This window comes from Streptomyces sp. NBC_01506 (assembly GCF_045040295.1).
Classification (GTDB): Bacteria; Actinomycetota; Actinomycetes; order Streptomycetales; family Streptomycetaceae; genus Streptomyces.
This window is the reverse complement of the sequence record NZ_CP109422.1, coordinates 6,467,103-6,486,268: the sequence shown is the minus strand read 5'-3', so window position 1 is coordinate 6,486,268 and position 19,166 is coordinate 6,467,103. Positions and strand designations below refer to the sequence as shown.

Sequence of the window (19,166 nt, the reverse complement as noted above, 5' to 3'; positions counted from 1 at the left end):
GCTCCGCGGACGGGCCGGGCACGCGGCCCCGGCGCGCGACCGGATTCGTCCGCGCGTCGGAGCCGCTGTCAGTGGCGACGGGCCGGCGGGTCGTGCTGTCAGCAGGGGTCGTGCCGTCCTACGGGCCGGTCATTCACCGGCGTCGGCGGAGGGATCGTCCTTCTTACGGAAGAAGAAGACCGCCGCGCCGCCCAACAGGACCAGTCCGATCGCGACGCCCGCGATCATCGGGGTGGCGTTCGACGTGCCCGTCTCGGCCAGATCGAGCCCGCCCATGCCTGCGGTGCCGCCCGCCGTGGCCGGGGCCAGTTGGGTGCTGGTCTCGTCGACCGGCGGGCCGGGGTTCCCGGTGGTCCGGCAGTCGAGGACGCCCTGGAAGTTCTCGGTGAAGCCACCGGGCCCGGTGATCGTGAAGTCGTACGCCTGGTCCTCGGCGACCGGCACGGTGACGGTCCTGGACTTGCCGCCCTCGACCTCGTACTCCTCCCCGGCGAGCTCGAAGGTGAACGGCTCGTCGCCCTTGTTGGCCGCCGTGACGTCCACGCCGCCCTTCACGCAGTTCTTCTCGGCGGTGATCGCCGGTATCGCGCCCTGCTCGGCCCATGTGGCGGTGGCCGTCGCCGAGACCGTGGACTCGCTGGAGCCGGCCAGGATCTGCGTCTGGCTCTTGGTGACCCCGGCGAACGCCCTGCCCACCGGCACCGACGTGGTCGCCTGCACGCTCAGCGAAGCCGTGCCGTCGGCCGTGTCCTCGGGGACGTCGAAGTACAGCTTCGTGCCGTCGGTCGCCTCGGTGACCGGCTTGCCGTCCTTGTCGGTGACCTTGATGCCCATGGCCTCGGCGTCGGCGGGCGGGGACACCGCGACACTGTCGGCGTCGCTGCGGACGGTGATTGGCCCCAGACGCTCGCCGCTCCTGCCGGAGACCGCGCCGGGCTCCAGAGTGAGGGACGCCTTGGGCTCACCGAGGCCTTCGGCGCTGCGCTCCAGCCAGTCGGCCAGCTTCTCGGCCTGCGGATCCACGGCGTCGACGTCGGCGTTGTCCGAGTGGCGCCAGATGGCGACCTGCGTACCGGCGGCGGCGGTCCGCGCGGTCAGCGGCCCGGTGCCCGCGTCATCGGCGAGCGCGGCGAGGTCGTCGACCTGGGGGTAGGAGTTCTGGAGGATCCAGCGGATCTTCCCGGCGTTCTTGTTCGCGCCGAGCGAGGTCTGCTCCCAGGGGGTCTCCAGATACTTCGCCTGATTCTGGGTGGGGTTGTGGATGTCGACGCAGTACGTCTTGAGCTTGCCGCCGCCGTCGACGGTCATCTCGAAGAGTCCGGCGGGCAGTTCACGCTCCTCGCCGTCCGTGTGGAGCACGGCTTTGTCGAACGTCCTGAGGCCGTCGAGCGTCGCGGCGGCTCCGCCGCGGTGCTGGAGCGTGTCGTCGGCCACGGCCGCACCCGCGCCGGCCACGGAGCCCGCGACGACAAGGCAGGAGACGGCCATCGAGGCGGCGAGACGGGCGGCGCCCCGCCTGCGAGCGGTTGGAGCGAAGAACTCAGACAGCGCAGACAACACAGATTTTTCCCCTCCGGGCGAGGTCCTACGCGTGGGACGCGTGGGGGGATTGCCTCGCCAGCAGACTCAAGTGCCCCATGAGTACTCGGGAATCCTATGGATGGAGGAGAGCGCCGATGCCCGTTCGTACGTTCCGATAACCGTTCCGAATCGGAATCGTTATCGCTGGCACCTTCGAGTTCGTTCGACCATCGACAAATCTCCACAACTCCCCGGTCAGAGCGGCCCGGTCGACGCCGCGACCACCCCGGCCGGCGCCGGCGATTGGTCCGTTTCGGACAGCCACGGTTGCGTATGCACCGGTTCGCGGGCCACATCCGTGCCCGCATCCGTACCCCTGCTCGCCGCCGACGTCGCGGCCGACACATCCGCCTGACGCTCCATCAACGCCGGATTCGCCCGCGTCACCCGCTTGAACGCCGAGGTCCCCCACGTCAGATCGTGGCCGATCGACAACGCGTCGATATCCACGAACGTCCGACGCTGTCCGTCCTTCGCCTCGTCCCGCACACGCAGTCTGCCGTGCACGACCAGCGGGTCGCCGACATTGACCGACGCGGTGAGATTCGCCCCGAGATTCCGCCACGCGCAGACGGTGTAGAAGCTCGTACTCCCGTCCGTCCAGACCGAATTCCGGCGGTCCCAGCGCCGCGGAGTCACCGCGAATCTGAACCGCGCCACCCCACCCGTCGCCGTTTCCCGATACTCCACCCCCGTCGCCGCGTTTCCCACCAGCGTCACCACGGTGTCGTTCATGACAGCCCCCACTCTTCTCCGGCGCCGGCGCTCACCGACCACTTCATGCTGGCCCGGATGGAAAATGTCTGCCGACGCCTGTGGACAACTCGCCAGTTGTGGATATCTCCGTCACTCTTTCGTGGTCACGAGCACCCCGACCCCCGACACCTACCGCTCCCTACCTCGTCACCCCCGACACCGTCGAGTACTGCTCCCGCACCTCCCGGTACCGCATCAGCTCCGCCGCGATCGGATCGAGCACCTTGGCCCGCCCGCAGCCCGCCGCCGCCTCGCGCAGTTTCCGCTCCGCGTCCTGCCCGTACCGCCGCGCCGGTCCCCGCGCCGCCGCCGCGCACGCCCACTCCACCAGCGGCCCGCCGACGATCCCGGCCAGCATCACCAGCACGGGCGGGACGATGCCGGGCTCGAGCACGCCGATGATCTGGCCGACCAGCCACAGCGCACCGTAGATCTGGAGCAGCGTCATGGCCGCCTGCGCGAGCACCGCGGCCGGCCACCAGGCGGGGCGCGCCGGGCGACCGCTCGGCGGCCCGGCCGTCACGGCCAGCTCGTCCAGCGCCTCCGGCAGCCCGACAGCCCCGCGCACCGCAGCCTCGCGCACCGCCTGCGCCCACGGCCGGGGCAGCCCGGCCGCCGCGTCGTCCGCGACCGTACGCACGGCCTGCTCGACCCGTTGTCTGGCGGTGAGTTCGTCCTCCACGATCACCTCGGCGCGCGGGACGCCGCCGCCCGGCGTCCGGGTGCGTTCGTACCAGCGCCACAGCCGCAGCCAGGGCGTCCCGCACGCGCGTCCCGCGTTCCTGCGCCACTCGCGCTCGGCCGCCTCGCCCGTGGCCACCGCGCCCACCGCTCCCGCGAGCCGTTCGGCGAACTCCTCGCGGGAGCGCTCACCGAGACCGGTACGCCCGTCGGCGACGTACACCGAGCGCAGCCGCGCCGCTGCCGCGTCCACATCGGCCGACAGCCGCCTGGCGGCGGCGTTCCGCTCCTGGACGAACCGGCCGACCAGCTCGCGCAGTTCGCCCACGCCCTGACCGGTGAGCGCGGAGATCGGCAGCACGGTGGCCCCCGGCTCGCCGTGCTCACCGAGCGCCATGCCGTCCTCGTCCAGCAGCCGGCGCAGATCGTCCAGGACCTGGTCGGCGGCCTCTCCGGGCAGCCGGTCGATCTGGTTCAGTACGACGAAGGTGATCTCCGCGTGGCCCGCCAGGGGTCGCAGATAGCGCTCATGGAGCGCGGCGTCCGCGTACTTCTCGGGGTCGACCACCCAGATGACGGCGTCGACCAGGGCCAGCACGCGGTCCACCTGGTCCCGGTGCGCCACCACGGCGGAGTCGTGGTCGGGCAGGTCGACCAGGACGAGACCCTGTAGTTCCTCGTCGCCGTCGCCGCCCGCGAGCGGCCTGCGACGCAGCCTCCCAGGGATGGCGAGCCGGTCGAGCAGCCCGGCGGCGCCCTCGGACCAGACGCAGGCGATGGGCGCGGAAGTGGTGGGCCTGCGCAGACCCGTCTCCGAGATCGGTACTTCGGCGAGCGCGTTGAACAGCGTCGACTTGCCGCTGCCGGTGGCGCCGGCGATGGCGACGACCGTGTGCCGCGACGAGAGCCGCTGCCGCGTGGACGCCTCGTCCAGTACGCGTCCGGCCTCGGCGAGCGTGGTGCCCTCGATACGGGTCCGGGAGAGCCCCACGAGTTCGCGCAGGGCGTCCAGCCGTACGCGCAGCGGCCCTTCGTAGGCGCCTCCGATGGGCTGGTGCGCGTCGGCCGTGGCCGCCGTAACGCCGTCCTCGTCGATGCCCTCCACACCTACGGTGCTGAGCGCGCCGCCCGCGCCCTTGCGGCCGACCGCGTGACGGGCGATCAGCCCGTCGTCCCAGCGCCGCTCGGTGCCGTCCACAACGGCGTTGGCGCCGCCGCCCTTACCGGCCGCGCCCGCCGCCTCGGCGACACCGGCCTCCCCCGATCCGACCCGCCGCGCACCAGCACCAGCACCAGCACCAGCACGGGCACGGGAACGGGCGCCAACACCGGCACCAACACCCGCACCGGCATCCGCACCCAACTCACCGGGCCCGTCCGTCAACGTGGTCACATCCGTCACGTCCGCCATCTCGGTCACATCTCCTTCTGGAGTACGGAAAGCGCGGCGATGAGTTCCGCCTGCGGCTCCGGCGCCACTTCGAGCGCGTCGAGGGGAGCCAGCCGCCGGTCCCGCTCTCCGTGCAGTACGTCGTCGATGTACGTGGCCACCAGGTCACCGCCCTTGTCGCGCAGCCGTAGCGCCCCTTGCGCCCCGATCCGCTCGGCGAGCCGTTCCCCCGCGACCCGCGTGCGGTGCCCGCCCAGGAGGGCGGCGGCCAGGAGCGCGGCGACCGTCTCGGCGTCGGGCGCGGCGTTGCGTTCCAGGAGCCGTACCTCGTCCTCGGCCAGCTCCTCGACGACCCGGCGCCAGCGCCGTACGGCCATCCCGATCCGCTCGGACACCTCCGCGTCCGGCCCGGGTGTCAGGACCGCGCCCGAGGCCGGCTCGCGCCGCCACGCGTCGGTGATCTGCTCGTCGGCGGCGGCGACCGCGCACTGGAGCAGCGCGGCCAGGCTCTCGACCAGCGAATCGAGCAGTTCCCGCGCGGAGCTGTCCCTCGGGTAGCCGCGCCAGCGGGTCCGCGCGTCCCCGGCGAGCACGGCGCCCGCCTTGAGCCGCCCGCGTACCCGCTCACGCTCGGACGCGTACGCCTCCTCGACGGCGCCCGTGAGGCGTACGGCGGCGGCGTACTGCGCCGCGACGGCGCCCGCCAGCTCCGGCATCCGCACGTTGAGCGAGCCGATGACACCGGCGGCCGTACGGACGACGGCCTGCTGGCGCGCCGCAGGGTCCCGCACCCGGTGTGTCAGCCAGGCGAGCAGGGGCGCGACGGCGGTGGTGGGGAGCAGGCCGCTGCCGCCGCCGGCCGACTCGGGCAGTTCGGGGATGGTGAAGCGGGGTACGTCGCCCAGGCCGGCCTTGGTGAGCAGGGCCGCGTACTGCCGTGACACCTCGTCAATCACCTGGTGCGGCACCCGGTCCAGGACGGTCACGAGCGAGGCGTCGTACTCCTTCGCCGTACGCAGCAGATGCCAGGGCACCGCGTCGGCGTACCGGGACGCGGTGGTGACCATCACCCACACGTCGGCCGCACAGATCAACTCGGCGGCAAGGACCCGGTTGCGCACGACGAGCGAGTCGATGTCGGGCGCGTCCAGCAGCGCGAGGCCGCGCGGCAGCGCCACGGCGGTGTCGACTCGCAGCGCGTGCTCGTCGTCCGCGCTCCAGGCCCCGGCGCCGCCGTCCTCCTCCTGCTGTGTCAGCCAGACGCGCGTCAACTGGGGCAGGACCCGTACGCCGTCGAACCAGTGGCAGTCGTCGGGGTGGCACACCAGTACGGGGGTACGCGTGGTGGGCCGCAGCACCCCCGACTCGCTGACCCGCCGCCCCACAAGGGAGTTGACGAGCGTCGACTTCCCGGCCCCGGTCGATCCGCCCACCACGGCGAGCAGGGGCGCTTCGGGGTCCCGGAGCCGTGGCACCAGATAGTCGTCGAGCTGCGCGAGCAGCTCCTCCCTGGTCTGCCGGGCACGCGGAGCCCCGTCGAGAGGGAGTGGAAGACGCACAGCGGCGACACGGTCGCGCAGCGCGGAAAGTGCGTCGATCAACTGAGGCCGTACGTCCAAGGTCACCACATGCGAAGAATGCCCAACTTTGGCGCCTTTTTGAAGCGTATAGACATCTCCTGCGCGCCGGTCAGGCGCGGGGGACAGACGGGACGAGTGGGGCGCAGGCATAACGAGTGCACAACACCCGTCGCTCCAGAGGCGAAAAGCACTGCGGGAATCGCACCTGCCTGCGATTATCGGTTCGCTTCACCGAACCTCCACATCATGCCACGCAGGTGAAGCAACCGGGCCAGGGTGAACGGAGCCCTATCCTTGTCCCGGCACAGGTCACGGACCGCACGGACTGCCCCACCGGCACTCCGGCCACCCGGGACCACGTTCCGGCCCCCGTAGCTCAGTGGATAGAGCAGGCGCCTTCTAAGCGCTTGGCCGCAGGTTCGAGTCCTGCCGGGGGCGCACACGTAGCCTCACCAGCGGAAACGCCGGTGAGGCTCTTTTCTGTCCGAAAGCACATCGCTACTGCGCCAAGCGCCTTGACTGTCCACGATAGTGGACAGCATGGTGGGGCGCATGACCGACGAGCGATACAACCTCGGCCCGATGGCCGCCTCATGGCTCCGGGCACTCAAGTCCCAGAACAAGAGCGACAACACGATCCGCATCTACGGCCAGGCTGCAAGAGCCTTCGCCGCCTTCCTCCTGGACGAGAACAACGGGTACCGGCCCGCCGTCGACGAAGAGGGCCGGCCGGCTCCGGCCGACATCGACGCAATCCATCGCGAGCATGTCGAGGCATACATCACCGCGACTATGGAACGGACGTCTGCGAGCAATGCACACAACCACTTCCGCAGCCTAAAGACGATGTTCAACTGGCTTGTTGGAGAGGAGGAGTTGAAGTCGGGCCGCTCCCCCATGCGAACCATGAAGCCGCCAACCGTCACCGAGGCGGAGGTCCCCGTCATCAGCGACGCTGACCTCACCGCACTCTTCCGCACGTGCAAGGGCAAGACCTACGCGGACCGACGCGACACGGCGCTTCTGATGCTGTTCCTCGACACCGGTGTCCGACTCTCGGAGTGCACCGACCGGCGCACCGGGGACCTCGACCTCGACCTGATGGTGCTCCGCGTACTCGGCAAGAACGACAAGTGGCGCAGCGTGCCATTCGGAAGGGCGACCGCCACCGCGCTCGACCGGTACCTCCGGGGCGCCGCGAAGCACAAGGGGAAGGCGCTGGAGGGCGACATGTGGCTGTGGTGGGGGGACCGCAACAAGGGTCAGAGGCTCACCATCTGGGGTGTTGGCACGATGCTGAAACGCCGCTGCGCCGAGGCCGACATCCCGGCTCTGCATCCTCATCAGTTCCGGCACACGTTTGCTCATTTGTGGAAGGTGGGCGGCGGCAACGAGGACGACCTCATGAGGATCACAGGGTGGAAGAGTCGGCAGATGCTCTCCCGGTACGCCGCCTCCGCAGGCTCCGAGCGGGCCGCGCTGGCACACAAGAGGTTGAGCCCCGGCGACCGGCTCAAGTAGCCGGCCGCCAGCGTGGGGAAGCTCTACCGGCCGACCTCGATCAACACGAGGCCCCCGACAAGCCGCGGCAGTTGCACACAGAGAAGCGCGATGGCTGCCGCTTCGGCGATCTGGGCGGGGTCGTACGCCATACGAACCCTGTCGCCGTAGTCCCGATACATCACGGGGATTCCGCTGTCGAGCTCCGCCCGTTCCACACGAACGTCAGTCACATGACCCCCTGTCCCGCTGGCTCCGGGCATCCCGTGCACGTTCAGGCACACCCCGTTCGCACAAGCGTTCGATCCTGCGCGAGGTCACGTAACTGTACGACTACGCAGATGATTAGTGCAGGCGAGAGACAAAAACGGAAAGATTTCAATCGGCATTGTGACGATTCGGAAATCAATCAGCTTGTATGACAAATAGTCACAGGCTATTCGTCGTCAACCCAACTCTGCGCTACAGCTTGGGACTTGGAGGTGTCGGCCGGGCGCTCGCCAAGCTTGTGTAGGAGAGTCACGGGGGCATCTCCTGACAGTTCGGACGCCGTGTAGCCGATTACCTGAAAGTGGGCAGCAGCGGCTATCACATCCCGCGGAAGGTCCAAGCCGATCGCGAGGGCCGAAACCAGATGCGCGTTGATCGTGTAGCTGTCCCCTTTGATGATCTTCCCGATAAGAGACTTACTCGGAGACCAGCCCGTCCCAGGCTCCACGGCACGCTCGGAGAAATCGCGAGTAGACCATCGCTTGCCGGCGCCGACGTACTGCCGTACCAACTCGGTAAGCGCGTCACGCTGCTCAGGCACCACTACCGCCTCTCTTGGCGCCACGGTCCACACCTCTCGGCCGAATGCGGTTGGAAAATACCAGGTCAGGGCGCACAACCGTTTACGCTCGCGTGCCATTGTCCACGATCGGGGACGCCAAGGGGACCTGGCGACCCTAAGCGACCGAATATTGCCCAACCGCAATCTTGCCCACGATCGTGGACAGCGCTCGAACGGTGTGCTTGAGTAAGGCCGTCCACGATCGTGGACAGCTCACCGGAGGAACCAATGACGCCTGGCAGGCTCCAACTGACCGACCCCGAACTCCTCAGAAAGCTCATGCAATGGGCTCCTGCCGGACGGGTCATCAGCGGGAAGGAGCTAGGCGATCACGTGGGGCTCTCCAAGAGCAAGGTCTCCGCAATGCTCTGCGGAGAGCGGACCACAGTGGAACCCGAGATCGCCCGGCTCATCGCCGACACCCTTGGGGTTCACCAGGGCGCTCTCTTTTTTGAGCCAATGTCCACGCCCATGGGCATGGACACTCATCGGAAGGACGCCCCCCATGAACACCAGCGAGCGGTCGATGCAGATGCGCCTGGCCGCCCACCGGAGCTGGGTCAACACCCCCGACAGGGCGAGCCGTACCGCAGCCGCCCGTAAGGCCTCGCACCACACCCGCTTCATCGATCAGGCCCGCGCGCTGCACCCCACCGCGACGGAGACCCAGATCGCCCAAGTCGCCGAATCGCTCCGCAAGGTGCACTACACCGAACTCGCCTTCAAGAGCGTGCAGGCCCGCCGGCGCAAGGGCCAGGCCGTGAAGGAAGCCAAGCGGAAGGCCATTGCCGACGAGCTGGCCACCTACGAGTCCGGCACGACGACTGCCGCCTGACACACACGGGGCCGCCCGGACCGGGCCTGGTCCATGGCAGCCCCCTCGGCCCCTCACCCGACTCAGAGATCGAGGAACCGTGAACAACCCTACCGACCCCCTGGCGCCCGAGGCCGCGACCTCGGTGCCCTACCCGCAACCGCTGGTGCGTGACGCGCTGATGCACACGCTCGCTGCGACGGAGGCCGTGATCAGCCGCCTGTCCGTGATGCCGGTCTCCATTGCCCTGACCGAGCACCGCGGCGTGTACGGCATCAGCCTCCACTACTTTCAGGACCCCGGCGCCGTACAGGCGTTCGCGTCGGCGCTCGGCCTGGACGAGGTCATCACCTCGCCGAACAGGCGGACCTACAACACCTCGTTGACCGAGGCGACCACGTACATCGAGGGCATCCCGGTGCACGCGTGGACCCAGACCGAGGACCTGCCGCTCACGCACGCCGGGGAGGTGCCGGCCCCGGCCGACACGATCCCGGCTGGCGCCACGTTCTCCATCCAGACCCTCGCCCAGGCCGCCGGTCAGGTGTCGGCATGACGAACCCCGAGATCACCGCCCACCTCGCCGAGATCCAGACCATGGAGGCCACGGCGTTCCGCGTGGGCCAGGTGGGCCGCCAGCTCCTTGAGAAGCACCCGGCCCTCGCATCGGCCCGTCTGACCGCCTCGACGTACGGGGACAGCGGCTCGCTGCAACTGGACGACCCGACATCGGGCGCCGTTGAGATGGACAAGTGGGCCGCCCTGCTCGGGATCGAGCTGAGTCGCAGGCTCAAGCCGAGGACCACTGAGGAGTACCCGCAGTGGGTGGGCTCCGCGCACTACTCCGGCCAGGTCAAGGTCGACGGAGTCGACGTCGGACTGCGCGGGGTGCGTCTGCTGACCCAGGAGCAGTGGGACGCCGCCCAGGCAGCCGAGACGGCGCCCGCTGGTGGTGATGCCGCGTGAGCACCCGCGACGATCTGCTCGACACGTACGGCCGGGCCCAGACGGCTCCCCTCGGAACGTGGACAGACCTGCACCAGGCGCTCGCCGCGATCCGCGCCGAGAACCTGACCGCAGCCGCCGACTTCCTCGCTGAGATCGGCACGCCGATTTACGGCAAGCACAGCGAGCATGAACGCGGCCTGATGTACGGCGCCGAGCGCCTGCGCCGCATGGCCGAGGACACGACGGAGAAGACCACCCCGCACGGGGCTGCGGTCACTCCGTCGGTCGTCTACCGGCGGGCCGAGGCGTTCGTGCCGCGTACCGAGCGGTCGTACTGGGTGGCTATCGCCGACGCCCTCAACGCCGCGCACACGGCCGGAATGCCGGTCGGCGTGGACCTCGACGGCACCCTGACTGACCGCCGTGGATGGTCGGTGGTGTGGGACGCCGGGCGGTGGACGGTCGCCGGGTACGAGGACGGGGACACCCCCGCCCAGGCCCCGGTCACTCCGCTGGTCGTCTACCGGGCGGGCTACCAGGGCGACGCGATCCCGCTCGGCTGGTACACGACACCCGAGGCGGCCCGCGCGCACTGCGAGGCCGCAGTCAGCTCGGAGTACGCGGCGCACGTGACGCTCGTGCACGACTGGATCGGCGACGACTCCGAGCCCTTGGACCCGTGGGAGCTCGTCGCCGCCATCGATGGCGGCGACGAGCTCCCCACCGGCTACGCCGTGACGCCGCTTGAGGTCGCCACGGCGTACGGCCCGGACGCCGAGCAGTGATCCCCCAGGTGTGCCTCATCGTGCTCGGTCTGGTCATCGGCGCGCTCATCGCCGCCGGCGCCGTGGCCGAGCGCCGCGTCACCCGTACCGCCCGCCACCGCCGAGGGACTGTCTCATGACTGACCACGCCCATGAGTACGACGATCACGATGTCCACCGGGAAGAGGGGATGAGCGCCGACGAGCGGGAGGCCGACGTCGAGATGAACGGCGAGGAGCCGTTCTGATGGCCGCCGGTTTCAAGGTGCCGCAGCCCAAAAAGCGTCGTGCGGCGGCGAGTTCGGTGGACAACTGGAACGGCGGCGACCACGGCATGCCGTTGCCGGGTCGGATCATCGACTCGCCCGGTGACTGCCCGGTCGAGCGGTGCGGCGTCGTCGCGGACACGGTGGACGAGTCCGACTCGGCGCTGACGGGCTGGGTGCGGGCCGGTGTGTACGGGTCGCCCGAGCCGGACCGTATCTGGTGCTCCGGTCTGCATGCCGCGTACGGCGTCGCGCTCGCCGAGCTGCGCCTCCCACCGGATTTGGAGGCCGGTCGTGGGTGACCTGATGACGAGCGCTCCGGCGCTCGCGCTGCTGGCCGTGTTCACCGCCGGACTCCTGGCCTGGTCGGTGGCCGTCGTGCTCGCCGTCCTCGCCCTGGCCCACGGGCTCACGCGGGCGTACCGCGGCCGTCGGCCCCGGCCCCGCTGGGTTGTTGACGAGCTGCCGCCCGACAAGGCGCCGGACAACGTGCTGTGGCTGGCGTGCCACAGCACGGCGTGCGGCCACATGCAGACCCGGCACGACGTCGCTCCCGAGGGCGCGCCGGTCTGCCGGGCCTGCGGAACACCGGCGGCCAGTGCATGAGCGGATCAATCAGGCCGTGCGGATCCCTCGGGATGCCGCACGGCCTGCGCTACGCCCGCCTCTACCCGTGCGGCTGGCGCTGCTCGAAGCACACACCCTCCGCTGTGGCCGACAGGCCCGAGCCGCCGCCCGGCCCCGGCTGGCCCTCCGGCTCCTACCTCAACCTCCTTCCGCCCAACGACAGTCAGGAGCAACCCCCGTGACCACCACCGCCCGTAGGCCGAGCCCGGCAGACATGGCCCGCTCGCGACCGCGTCCCCGGCCCTCACTCGCCGACGTCGACGCCGGTCGGCACCTGATCACCCCGCACGTACGCAGTGACGGCGAGCCGCCGTTCCGCTTCCTGTACGAGCGGCTGATCCGCACCTCGGGTATGCACCGCCACCACCGCCTGGTCGCGCTCACGCTCTCGACGCACGGGGACTGGACGACCGGCGTCATCGCAGCCGACGACCAGCCGTACCTCGCCGGTCTCACCACCGAAACCGCGCTCCTGGACGCCCAGGTCGTCATCGCTCTGACGGCGCTGCTCCATCGCGGGTGGCTGCGCCGCGAGAGCCAGGGGCCGCGCGAGCGCTACGAAACCGCGCGCCTCCAACTGACCGTGCCCAAGCCGGTCATGACGCGCCTGCTCCGGGAGTGACCTCCGCCGGGGCGCGCACGCCGCGGCCCCGGCACGTCTTCCTCCTCTGCACCACCGTGAGAAAGAGAGCCCGTGAGCAGCAGCGAGAGCGACCGCGTCCAGTCCGTGCGCAACGGCTGGACGAACATGCTGCGCGCCGAGGTCCTGCGGTCGGACATCACAGACCTGCCCCGCGTCACCGCCGTCGGCGTCTGGCTGGCCACGTTCGCCGACGCCGACGGCGGCAACGCCTTCCCCTCGCGCGAGACTCTGGCCCGCCTGGCGGGATGCAGCGTCGACACGGTCACGGCCGCCGTGAATGTGCTGATGCACGTCGGCGTACTGGTCCGTCGGCGGCGTCCGAACCAGTCGGCCGTCTACCAGTTGCTGCTCCCGATGGAGAGCCCCGACTGGGCGGCACACATGCACCTGATCACCGACACCCGGCAGCGCCGCGCGCACGCGGCGAAGAAGAAGCGCGAAGCGGAAGCCCGGAAGGCGTCCACGGACGCGGTCCAGAAAGCGTCCGTGGCGGGAGTTCCGGAAGACGTCCGTGGCGGGGGTTCCAAACCCCCAGATGACACCCCGGATCGCGTCCGTGGACGCCCCCGGAAGACGTCCATGGACGCGGTCCGGAAAGCGTCCGTGGCGGGGGTGGACCATATCCCCTCTACCTACGGTAGAGACCCACTCCCTGACGAAGACGCCGCTGGCCTTTCACCTCAGCCACAGGCCGTGGGGGCGCGCGCGGACGAGGGAACGGTTCCTCCCTCCGAACAGCCGGACGCCCCCGAGCAGGACCCGCCGACGCTGCACGCCCTGCCGACGCCGCCCGGTGCCCACGCCAGGCCACAAACCGGCGGCGGCCAGAGGCCGTTACTGCTCGCTGTGCGTACGGCCGCTGCGGTCAGCCCCGAGGAACGTGCCGCGCTGCGCCGCGACGCCACGCCGGACGAGATCCGCCAGGCCATCGCCGAGCTGGGCCGCACAGAGGCCATCGCCCTGTACGGCCTCCTGCTGACCTCCCCGTACCTCATCGACCACGGCCTCGAAGGAGACGCCCGTGAGACCGCCCAGTAGCCACGTGACCACCTGCCGACGGTGCCCCGCCCCCATCTGCTGGGCGCTCACCACCGCCAACGGCCGCCGCCAGCCGGTCGACGCCGAGCCGAACTCCGCAGGCAATCTCGCCGTCTCACGAGGCCCGGACGACGTCCTGTACGTCCGCGCCCTGACCACCGACCGGCCCGAGCTGAAGGCCGGCGAGTGGCAGGCGATGCCCCATCACGCCACGTGCACGAACCCGCCGCCCAAGCGCAGCGGCAGCGGGGGGCAGCGCCGCCGTACGAGCGTGCGGCCCGCCCCGTGGCGGGGGACGGCAGCATGACGGCCGCGCCCGATGAGTCGCTGTTCGCCAAGCCGTTCCGCCTCCACCACAGCGGCCAGGTCTTCGACGGTGTCGAGTTCCCCGGCGGCCGGGTCATGGTGCTCGATGACCCTCAGTTCGGTATCTGCACCGGGGCCGAGTCGGTGGAGGCCCTGCTCGCCGGATACCACCGCAGCCACATCGAGTGGCCCGGCCCGCGTCGCTGCCGCATCCCCGGCTGCCGCAGCGACGCCGTACGGCACAGAACGCTGTGCAGCCTCCACCGCGGACGCACCTACCGCCACGGCGACCCGCTCCAAGAACGGGCGCTGCCTGATCCGTTCGTCGTCGCTGCGGCGGTGCAGGAACGCCGCGCGCTTCCCGGCATGACCCGCAAGGAACGCACGGCCGCCGGCCTGGCCCTCACTGGCCTCGGACTCCCCGCTACGGAGATTGGCCGCATTTTCAACGTCACCCCACGCACCGTCACCCGCTGGCGCGCCGCCGCCACGAAAGAGCTGACATGACCGACCAGACCATGCCCGACCCGCTCGCCTACGGCCCTACCGGATACCTGTGCGGATACGGCAAGAACGCCCACTCCAACCTCGTCCCCTGCCAGCCCGGCCCAGATCCGGATTCGCTGACTCCCGAGGTAGTTCTGCCGCAGGGCGGCGATCCGGACTGTGAACGCTGCGACGGCACCGGCCTCGACCCCGACGCCTACACCGAGCAGCAGAACCCTGACGGCGACATCAGGTACCACGCCGAGCCGTGCACCGGGCTGCTGTGCACTGCCGCCCGGCACGGTGTGGAGCAGTGACCGCGTTGCTGGACGCGCTCGCGTTCATCGCTGTGGTCATCTCGGCCACCAGCCTGCCGCTGGCCCACCATCTGATCGAATGGCGCCGCCGATGACCGCTGAACGGTTCGCCGGTGCCACACCGGTGCTGGTGATCCTCGCCTCCGGGATCGTTCTCACGGTCCTCGTCATCGGTGAGGCCCGCCGCGTCCGCCGCGCCGAGGCCCGCGCGGCCGAGCGCGCCGCCCGGCCGCACAGCGTGCATGTCGCCACCGCCGTCCAGGACGCGGCAGCCATCACCCAAGCCGCCATTGACGCCGCATCACTCGAGCACCACGGAGCACACGATGGCTGAACCCCTCGTCACACCCGCGCGCTGTCTCCTGTGCCACCGAGCGGGCGACAGCGGCTATCTGTGCGTCGGCTGCACCAAGGACACCGTCGTACGGCTCGAGGCGCTGCCGGTCCTGTACGAGGGCCTGGCGCTCTTTCTCGCTCCTGCGGTCACCGGTGGGCCGGGGCGCGGCGCTGCGCCGGTCTGTGCCCCGCTGCCCGTCGTGCTGGACATCCTCGATCTGCGCGGGCCCGGCGGCATCGTCGGCGTGGTCGAGAGCTGGCTCGGCATCATCCGGCAGGCCAGGCGCCACTCGCCGCCATCGCGAAGCCCTCTCGCCATCGAAGCCAGGGTCACGTCAGGAGTCGCCGCCCTGATCGGGCACATGCCCTGGGTCTCGGTCTCCTGGCCGGACGCCGGCGCCTTCGCTGCGGACATCCGCGAGCTGACCCGGTCGCTGTCCTCGATCATCAGGCCCGGCGAACCAGCCGACCGGGGAACGACGTTGGGACCGTGCCCGGCGGATGTCGGCGACGGCGCGCTGTGCGGCGCGGTCCTGCGGCTGTACGAGGGTGCCAAGGTCGTGACGTGCGCCTGGTGTTCGAGTACCTACCCGCCGGCCACGTGGGCGGGGCTGAAGGTCCTGATGGACGCGGACGAGAAGGCAGCGGCCGGTGCCGCCCGAGGCTGGACTATCACTGCCCCCCAGTGATACGGTTCGGGGGATGGAAGCGAAACCCTGGCGGGACCGCGTACGAGAGGAAGACGAGCTGCTGGAACAGCTCGCCACCCTCACCAGCGAGGCCGCCAAACGCAGGGCGGCAGCCCTCGCCGAGGGCGTCGCCGAACTCGGCAGCGTCTACAAGGTCGCGAAGGACCTCGGTAAGGGCTGGACCACCGTTGACCAGGCGATCAAGAAGAACGGACCCGCTGGAACGGGCTCCACCACAACCCCATAACGCAGAACGGGAGCCAGCCGACAGCTCCCCCCGGTGCTGGAACACCGGAGGGGCGCGCGCGTCGCCCGACTCCCTGACCGAAGAACCCCTGATCTCACCAGGAGGACTCGGCTATGCCGAATCGTATTGCTACAGCAACACGCGAGTCACACCCCACCGCGCCCCCGCCCGACCGACGTCTGATCGCCGTCGGTACGATCACCCGCCGCGACGGCCGCACCACCACCGTTCGCGCCACCCCGGCCGGCGTCACCGGAAGCATCACCCTGGCGGTGAAGCGGTGAACACCCCGCCCACCGTCACGGCCGCCGACGACGTCCGCGAGATTCTGCTCGCTCTCGCCGACCAGCTCGCCACCGGCCCGCACTACCGCATCCTCACCGAGGCCGACCGGCTCGCCCTGATCCTCAACGAGGTCACCACCCGCCACGGCTACGGCGTCCCCGCGCTCAACCTCGACCAGGAGGTCCGCCGGCACGCTCCGGCCGTCGACTGGGAGATCAGCCGCGGCGAGTACGCGCTCATCGTCCGCCGCGCCGCAGGGGGCGCGCTGTGAACGCGATCCCCGAGCCGACCCATGACCTGCTTACCGCAGCCCTCGAAGCGCTCGACATCCCGCACCCCGCGACGGTGGGCGATGGTGAGGCTCACGCGAAGGTGCTCGCCGACCGCGTGATGCACACCGTGATCGCACTGCGCAACGTCCTGGACGGCTACCCGCTCGGCATCGAGTGGACCACCGAATACCTGCGTGAGCGCCTGGCCGAACACCCCCCGACCGGATACCGCGCGTGGGGTGCCCCGAGGGACGGGGCTGGCCAGTGAAGCGCGACCCGCTGCTCTGGGGCGCCCTGGTGGCCGTCCTCGTCGTCCTCGCTTCCGCCGAGTACGAGCTGGCCCGCGCGTGCGGGTTCGGGAAGTACGTCGCCGCCGGCGTCCCGGCCGCGCTCGACATCTACGCCATCAAGGCGCTCCGCTCGAAGCGCGATGTCCCGCTGGCCGTGATTGCGCTGATCGCGGTGAACGCGGCGTCGCACCTCGTCGCATCCGGGCTCCTGCCCGTCGACTGGCCGCTGATCGTCGCCGTGTCCGCGATCGCCCCGCTCGTGCTGTGGCGTGTCCACCGGCTCAGCGAAGAACCCTCCGTTGCCCAGACGGCAACGGAGGTCGAGGCCAGTCGTGTCGAGTTCGACACGACAAGCGAGCGACGCAGCGATCCGGTGGTCACCTCGCACCGCCTCGAGGTGGTACCCACCGGGGTCGACCTCCTGCCCATCGTGTCCGTACGCGATACCACCGAGATGACCATCGAACGGGTCGACACCCGGCCCGAGCAGGTGGTCACCCGGCCCGCGATCGAGACCGGCTGGAAACCCCTCGAGTGGCCGATCGCGGCTACCTCGGGCCGCCTTCGCCCGGAGACCGCGGTGACCGTCTCCGTGCCCGCTGCGGATCTCCGCCAGGTGGTCACGGTGCCGGTCACCATCACACCTGCTGAACTGCGCAAACAGGCCCGGAAGCTCAACCGTGAAGCGGTCAGCGACACCGGTCGCCCCGTGACCATCGCCGCCCTCATGGACGGGCTCAACCTCTCCCGCCGGGACGCCACCGACCTTCGCCGTCACGTGGTCGACGGGAGCCGGTCATGAGCGACCCGCGCATCATCCCGCCGCCGCCGAACTACCCGCCCAACGCCGGGGTCCACCAGGCGCCCGCCGAGCCCACGATCATCGTGGTCACCTCCGAGACCGCCGCCGAGCACAAACCCGGTTTCCTCGCGAGCCTCCGACCGGTGCGCAACCTGACCGCGCTCGGGGCCGCGCTCGCGCCCGTGTTCGACGGCTACAGCCTCGCCACCACCACCGGCACCGCCCTCCACGAGATCGTCAAGGACGGTCACCTAAGCGGCGCCTGGACCATCGACGTCGCCGTCCTCGCCATCACCGCGTACCTCGACCACACCCGCGACGGCTGGGTCTACCGGGTTCTGCTGTCCGCCGCGATCCTCGGCACCCTCCTGGCCCTGCCCTTCCTCGACGCCGTGCTGTACCTCATGACTGGAGTCACCCGATGACTACGCCCCTGACCGTGGGCGGTCTCGCCGTCGGCCTCTCCGTCCTCGTCTGGTACCTGCTCCGCTGGTGGCACTCCCAGAGGGCCGGCAAGACCAAGGACTGGCGCAGCCTCGCCCCGTTCGGCTCCGGCATCGCCCTCGGCATCCTCGCCGCCTCGTGCGCCGGCGGGATCCTCGGAACCGTCGCCGGATGGATCCGCGGCCTCTCCAACACCGCAGGCGACAAGGTCGTCACCGGAGCCACCGGCACCAACGCCCAGACTCTCGGCACCGCCGGCATCCCGCAACTCACCGGCGGCGGCGCCTTGCTGACCGTCGTGGCGTTCGTCGCGCTCGCCGCGCTCTGGAAGAAGATCAAGGACCCGTCCAGGAAGCCCCTCGGGTTCGGCTCCGTCTGTGGCTGCACCCTCGGCATGTCCTCCGGCATCGCCGGAAGCATCGCCCTCGCCCTCATCCCCCTCGTCAACAGCGCGGGCGACAGCGTCCTCGGGGTGATCTGATGACCCCGCTCCAGCGCGCCACACGGCGCCTCGTCACCGGCCACCGTCTCAACATCGCCAACCTCACCGGCTGGGTGAAGGAGAAGCGCGAGACCAAGTCCACCGTCCTCCGTACCGCGGTCCTTGCCGCCACCGCCTGGATCCTCTGGCAGACCATCGGCCGAACCCCCGGCATCCTGTGGGCCGTTGTCCTCGGCTGGCTCGTCACCGCCTGGCGTACGGCCAAAAACGCGCCCGCCGAGAAGCCCACCCCGGCCGCCAAGACGCCCACCCCCGCAGACACACCCCAGCAGTCCATCGCCCGCTGGATCGCCGAACGGATCGGCGACCGCCCCGGCATCCACCTCGCCGAGCTCTACCCCGCGATGCGCGATCTGGACGGCATGGCCACGCACGACGACCAGGCGCTCCGCAGCGCCCTCCGAGAGCTGAAGATCCCCGTCGAGCGGACCATCCGCGTCGGCGACGTCGAAGGCCGCTCCGGCATCCGCCTTAAGGACTTGGCGCCTCTCCTCTCCCCCACCAGGGAGACCACCCGATCTCCGGACGGAGACGCAGGTCAGGAGAGTGGAGAGCGCCCGGAGAGCAGTGTGGAGAGCCCTGGAGACCGGTCCGGAGAGGAGGCGAAGGCCGCATGATCCGCCAACTCATCCGGGCCCTGCTCACCTTCGAGCAGCCCACTCTCGACTACTGCCCGCAGCACGGCGGCTGGTACCCGCCGTCCCACTGGAACGACCACTGAGCATCCAAACCCACCAGCACCACCGGTAACGAAAACGGGCAATCGGCTGC

General features: G+C 70.3%; 29 protein-coding genes and 1 tRNA gene. 24 read left to right on the top strand and 6 right to left on the bottom strand.

Annotated features, from left to right (window positions below; all coding sequences use genetic code 11):
* Positions 1–129: 129 nt before the first annotated feature.
* From OG329_RS28945 to OG329_RS28930, 4 genes are all read right to left on the bottom strand, one after another.
* Positions 130–1,488 (bottom strand): Cys-Gln thioester bond-forming surface protein, encoded by a 1,359-nt coding sequence (locus tag OG329_RS28945; protein WP_405802079.1) that lies wholly within the window; start codon positions 1,486–1,488, stop codon positions 130–132.
* Positions 1,489–1,776: 288 nt separating this feature from the next.
* Positions 1,777–2,316, bottom strand: a complete 540-nt coding sequence (locus OG329_RS28940) for a single-stranded DNA-binding protein (RefSeq protein WP_405799342.1) — start codon at positions 2,314–2,316, stop codon at positions 1,777–1,779.
* 160 nt (positions 2,317–2,476) lie between these two features.
* Positions 2,477–4,429 (bottom strand): GTPase, encoded by a 1,953-nt coding sequence (locus OG329_RS28935; RefSeq protein ID WP_405802078.1) that lies wholly within the window; start codon positions 4,427–4,429, stop codon positions 2,477–2,479.
* Between the two features lie 5 nt (positions 4,430–4,434).
* Positions 4,435–6,027, bottom strand: a complete 1,593-nt coding sequence (locus tag OG329_RS28930; RefSeq protein WP_405802076.1) for a dynamin family protein — start codon at positions 6,025–6,027, stop codon at positions 4,435–4,437.
* 326 nt (positions 6,028–6,353) lie between these two features.
* Here OG329_RS28930 and OG329_RS28925 point away from each other — a divergent pair.
* Together OG329_RS28925 and OG329_RS28920 are read left to right on the top strand one after the other, a co-directional pair.
* Positions 6,354–6,426 (top strand) — tRNA-Arg (locus tag OG329_RS28925).
* Between the two features lie 114 nt (positions 6,427–6,540).
* On the top strand, positions 6,541–7,509 hold the full coding sequence (locus OG329_RS28920) for a tyrosine-type recombinase/integrase (protein ID WP_405799341.1): 969 nt from the start codon (positions 6,541–6,543) through the stop codon (positions 7,507–7,509).
* A gap of 23 nt (positions 7,510–7,532) precedes the next feature.
* Here OG329_RS28920 and OG329_RS28915 read toward each other — a convergent pair whose 3' ends face one another.
* Together OG329_RS28915 and OG329_RS28910 are read right to left on the bottom strand one after the other, a co-directional pair.
* Positions 7,533–7,721, bottom strand: coding sequence for a hypothetical protein (locus OG329_RS28915; protein ID WP_405799340.1), 189 nt, complete (start codon positions 7,719–7,721; stop codon positions 7,533–7,535).
* Positions 7,722–7,924: 203 nt separating this feature from the next.
* A complete protein-coding gene (locus OG329_RS28910; RefSeq protein WP_405799339.1) occupies positions 7,925–8,299 on the bottom strand; it encodes a hypothetical protein in 375 nt (124 codons plus the stop codon).
* 526 nt (positions 8,300–8,825) lie between these two features.
* Between OG329_RS28910 and OG329_RS28905 the strand changes: the two genes are divergently transcribed.
* The 22 genes from OG329_RS28905 to OG329_RS28800 all read left to right on the top strand — a co-directional run bounded on the left by OG329_RS28905 (position 8,826) and on the right by OG329_RS28800 (position 19,012).
* Positions 8,826–9,155: a hypothetical protein gene (locus OG329_RS28905; protein ID WP_405799338.1), complete on the top strand. Its 330-nt coding sequence runs from the start codon at positions 8,826–8,828 to the stop codon at positions 9,153–9,155.
* A 79-nt stretch (positions 9,156–9,234) separates the two neighbouring features.
* The gene (locus tag OG329_RS28900) at positions 9,235–9,690 is read left to right on the top strand and encodes a hypothetical protein (protein ID WP_405799337.1); all 456 of its coding nucleotides are present in this window, start codon (positions 9,235–9,237) and stop codon (positions 9,688–9,690) included.
* Entirely contained in the window at positions 9,687–10,100 is a 414-nt protein-coding gene (locus OG329_RS28895) for a hypothetical protein (RefSeq protein WP_405799336.1), read from the top strand. The genes OG329_RS28900 and OG329_RS28895 overlap by 4 nt, the downstream gene beginning before the upstream one ends.
* Positions 10,097–10,867, top strand: coding sequence for a hypothetical protein (locus OG329_RS28890; RefSeq protein WP_405799335.1), 771 nt, complete (start codon positions 10,097–10,099; stop codon positions 10,865–10,867). The genes OG329_RS28895 and OG329_RS28890 overlap by 4 nt, the downstream gene beginning before the upstream one ends.
* Positions 10,864–10,986, top strand: a complete 123-nt coding sequence (locus OG329_RS28885) for a hypothetical protein (RefSeq protein WP_405799333.1) — start codon at positions 10,864–10,866, stop codon at positions 10,984–10,986. The genes OG329_RS28890 and OG329_RS28885 overlap by 4 nt, the downstream gene beginning before the upstream one ends.
* Positions 10,987–11,092: 106 nt before the next feature.
* On the top strand, positions 11,093–11,413 hold the full coding sequence (locus OG329_RS28880; RefSeq protein WP_405799332.1) for a hypothetical protein: 321 nt from the start codon (positions 11,093–11,095) through the stop codon (positions 11,411–11,413).
* 4 nt (positions 11,414–11,417) lie between these two features.
* Positions 11,418–11,717: a hypothetical protein gene (locus OG329_RS28875; RefSeq protein ID WP_405799330.1), complete on the top strand. Its 300-nt coding sequence runs from the start codon at positions 11,418–11,420 to the stop codon at positions 11,715–11,717.
* 199 nt (positions 11,718–11,916) lie between these two features.
* Entirely contained in the window at positions 11,917–12,360 is a 444-nt protein-coding gene (locus tag OG329_RS28870) for a hypothetical protein (protein WP_405799328.1), read from the top strand.
* A gap of 72 nt (positions 12,361–12,432) precedes the next feature.
* Complete coding sequence (locus tag OG329_RS28865) at positions 12,433–13,419, top strand: helix-turn-helix domain-containing protein (protein ID WP_405799326.1); 987 nt, start codon at positions 12,433–12,435, stop codon at positions 13,417–13,419.
* A complete protein-coding gene (locus OG329_RS28860; RefSeq protein ID WP_405799324.1) occupies positions 13,403–13,726 on the top strand; it encodes a hypothetical protein in 324 nt (107 codons plus the stop codon). The genes OG329_RS28865 and OG329_RS28860 overlap by 17 nt, the downstream gene beginning before the upstream one ends.
* Positions 13,723–14,232, top strand: a complete 510-nt coding sequence (locus OG329_RS28855) for a hypothetical protein (RefSeq protein WP_405799322.1) — start codon at positions 13,723–13,725, stop codon at positions 14,230–14,232. The genes OG329_RS28860 and OG329_RS28855 overlap by 4 nt, the downstream gene beginning before the upstream one ends.
* Positions 14,229–14,528, top strand: coding sequence for a hypothetical protein (locus OG329_RS28850; protein WP_405799320.1), 300 nt, complete (start codon positions 14,229–14,231; stop codon positions 14,526–14,528). The genes OG329_RS28855 and OG329_RS28850 overlap by 4 nt, the downstream gene beginning before the upstream one ends.
* A 91-nt stretch (positions 14,529–14,619) precedes the next feature.
* Positions 14,620–14,862 (top strand): hypothetical protein, encoded by a 243-nt coding sequence (locus OG329_RS28845; protein WP_405799318.1) that lies wholly within the window; start codon positions 14,620–14,622, stop codon positions 14,860–14,862.
* Positions 14,855–15,553, top strand: a complete 699-nt coding sequence (locus OG329_RS28840; RefSeq protein ID WP_405799316.1) for a hypothetical protein — start codon at positions 14,855–14,857, stop codon at positions 15,551–15,553. Before OG329_RS28845 ends, OG329_RS28840 begins: the two co-directional genes overlap by 8 nt.
* 13 nt (positions 15,554–15,566) lie before the next feature.
* Entirely contained in the window at positions 15,567–15,800 is a 234-nt protein-coding gene (locus tag OG329_RS28835; RefSeq protein ID WP_405799315.1) for a hypothetical protein, read from the top strand.
* A gap of 113 nt (positions 15,801–15,913) precedes the next feature.
* The gene (locus OG329_RS28830; RefSeq protein WP_405799313.1) at positions 15,914–16,084 is read left to right on the top strand and encodes a hypothetical protein; all 171 of its coding nucleotides are present in this window, start codon (positions 15,914–15,916) and stop codon (positions 16,082–16,084) included.
* The gene (locus OG329_RS28825; RefSeq protein ID WP_405799311.1) at positions 16,081–16,356 is read left to right on the top strand and encodes a hypothetical protein; all 276 of its coding nucleotides are present in this window, start codon (positions 16,081–16,083) and stop codon (positions 16,354–16,356) included. The genes OG329_RS28830 and OG329_RS28825 overlap by 4 nt, the downstream gene beginning before the upstream one ends.
* The gene (locus tag OG329_RS28820; RefSeq protein ID WP_405799309.1) at positions 16,353–16,625 is read left to right on the top strand and encodes a hypothetical protein; all 273 of its coding nucleotides are present in this window, start codon (positions 16,353–16,355) and stop codon (positions 16,623–16,625) included. The genes OG329_RS28825 and OG329_RS28820 overlap by 4 nt, the downstream gene beginning before the upstream one ends.
* Entirely contained in the window at positions 16,622–17,449 is an 828-nt protein-coding gene (locus OG329_RS28815; protein WP_405799307.1) for a hypothetical protein, read from the top strand. The genes OG329_RS28820 and OG329_RS28815 overlap by 4 nt, the downstream gene beginning before the upstream one ends.
* On the top strand, positions 17,446–17,874 hold the full coding sequence (locus tag OG329_RS28810; protein ID WP_405799306.1) for a hypothetical protein: 429 nt from the start codon (positions 17,446–17,448) through the stop codon (positions 17,872–17,874). Before OG329_RS28815 ends, OG329_RS28810 begins: the two co-directional genes overlap by 4 nt.
* Entirely contained in the window at positions 17,871–18,374 is a 504-nt protein-coding gene (locus OG329_RS28805; RefSeq protein WP_405799304.1) for a hypothetical protein, read from the top strand. The genes OG329_RS28810 and OG329_RS28805 overlap by 4 nt, the downstream gene beginning before the upstream one ends.
* Positions 18,374–19,012: a hypothetical protein gene (locus OG329_RS28800; protein WP_405799303.1), complete on the top strand. Its 639-nt coding sequence runs from the start codon at positions 18,374–18,376 to the stop codon at positions 19,010–19,012. The genes OG329_RS28805 and OG329_RS28800 overlap by 1 nt, the downstream gene beginning before the upstream one ends.
* Positions 19,013–19,166 lie beyond the last annotated feature (154 nt).

Coding starts and splice junctions, on each gene's coding strand:
- OG329_RS28945 (WP_405802079.1), bottom strand. CDS start 1,488: ATGGCCGTCTCCTGCCTTGTCGTCGCGGGCTCCGTGGCCGGCGCGGGT.
- OG329_RS28940 (WP_405799342.1), bottom strand. CDS start 2,316: ATGAACGACACCGTGGTGACGCTGGTGGGAAACGCGGCGACGGGGGTG.
- OG329_RS28935 (WP_405802078.1), bottom strand. CDS start 4,429: ATGGCGGACGTGACGGATGTGACCACGTTGACGGACGGGCCCGGTGAG.
- OG329_RS28920 (WP_405799341.1), top strand. CDS start 6,541: ATGACCGACGAGCGATACAACCTCGGCCCGATGGCCGCCTCATGGCTC.
- OG329_RS28905 (WP_405799338.1), top strand. CDS start 8,826: ATGAACACCAGCGAGCGGTCGATGCAGATGCGCCTGGCCGCCCACCGG.
- OG329_RS28895 (WP_405799336.1), top strand. CDS start 9,687: ATGACGAACCCCGAGATCACCGCCCACCTCGCCGAGATCCAGACCATG.
- OG329_RS28880 (WP_405799332.1), top strand. CDS start 11,093: ATGGCCGCCGGTTTCAAGGTGCCGCAGCCCAAAAAGCGTCGTGCGGCG.
- OG329_RS28875 (WP_405799330.1), top strand. CDS start 11,418: ATGACGAGCGCTCCGGCGCTCGCGCTGCTGGCCGTGTTCACCGCCGGA.
- OG329_RS28855 (WP_405799322.1), top strand. CDS start 13,723: ATGACGGCCGCGCCCGATGAGTCGCTGTTCGCCAAGCCGTTCCGCCTC.
- OG329_RS28850 (WP_405799320.1), top strand. CDS start 14,229: ATGACCGACCAGACCATGCCCGACCCGCTCGCCTACGGCCCTACCGGA.
- OG329_RS28845 (WP_405799318.1), top strand. CDS start 14,620: ATGACCGCTGAACGGTTCGCCGGTGCCACACCGGTGCTGGTGATCCTC.
- OG329_RS28840 (WP_405799316.1), top strand. CDS start 14,855: ATGGCTGAACCCCTCGTCACACCCGCGCGCTGTCTCCTGTGCCACCGA.
- OG329_RS28835 (WP_405799315.1), top strand. CDS start 15,567: ATGGAAGCGAAACCCTGGCGGGACCGCGTACGAGAGGAAGACGAGCTG.
- OG329_RS28830 (WP_405799313.1), top strand. CDS start 15,914: ATGCCGAATCGTATTGCTACAGCAACACGCGAGTCACACCCCACCGCG.
- OG329_RS28810 (WP_405799306.1), top strand. CDS start 17,446: ATGAGCGACCCGCGCATCATCCCGCCGCCGCCGAACTACCCGCCCAAC.
- OG329_RS28805 (WP_405799304.1), top strand. CDS start 17,871: ATGACTACGCCCCTGACCGTGGGCGGTCTCGCCGTCGGCCTCTCCGTC.
- OG329_RS28800 (WP_405799303.1), top strand. CDS start 18,374: ATGACCCCGCTCCAGCGCGCCACACGGCGCCTCGTCACCGGCCACCGT.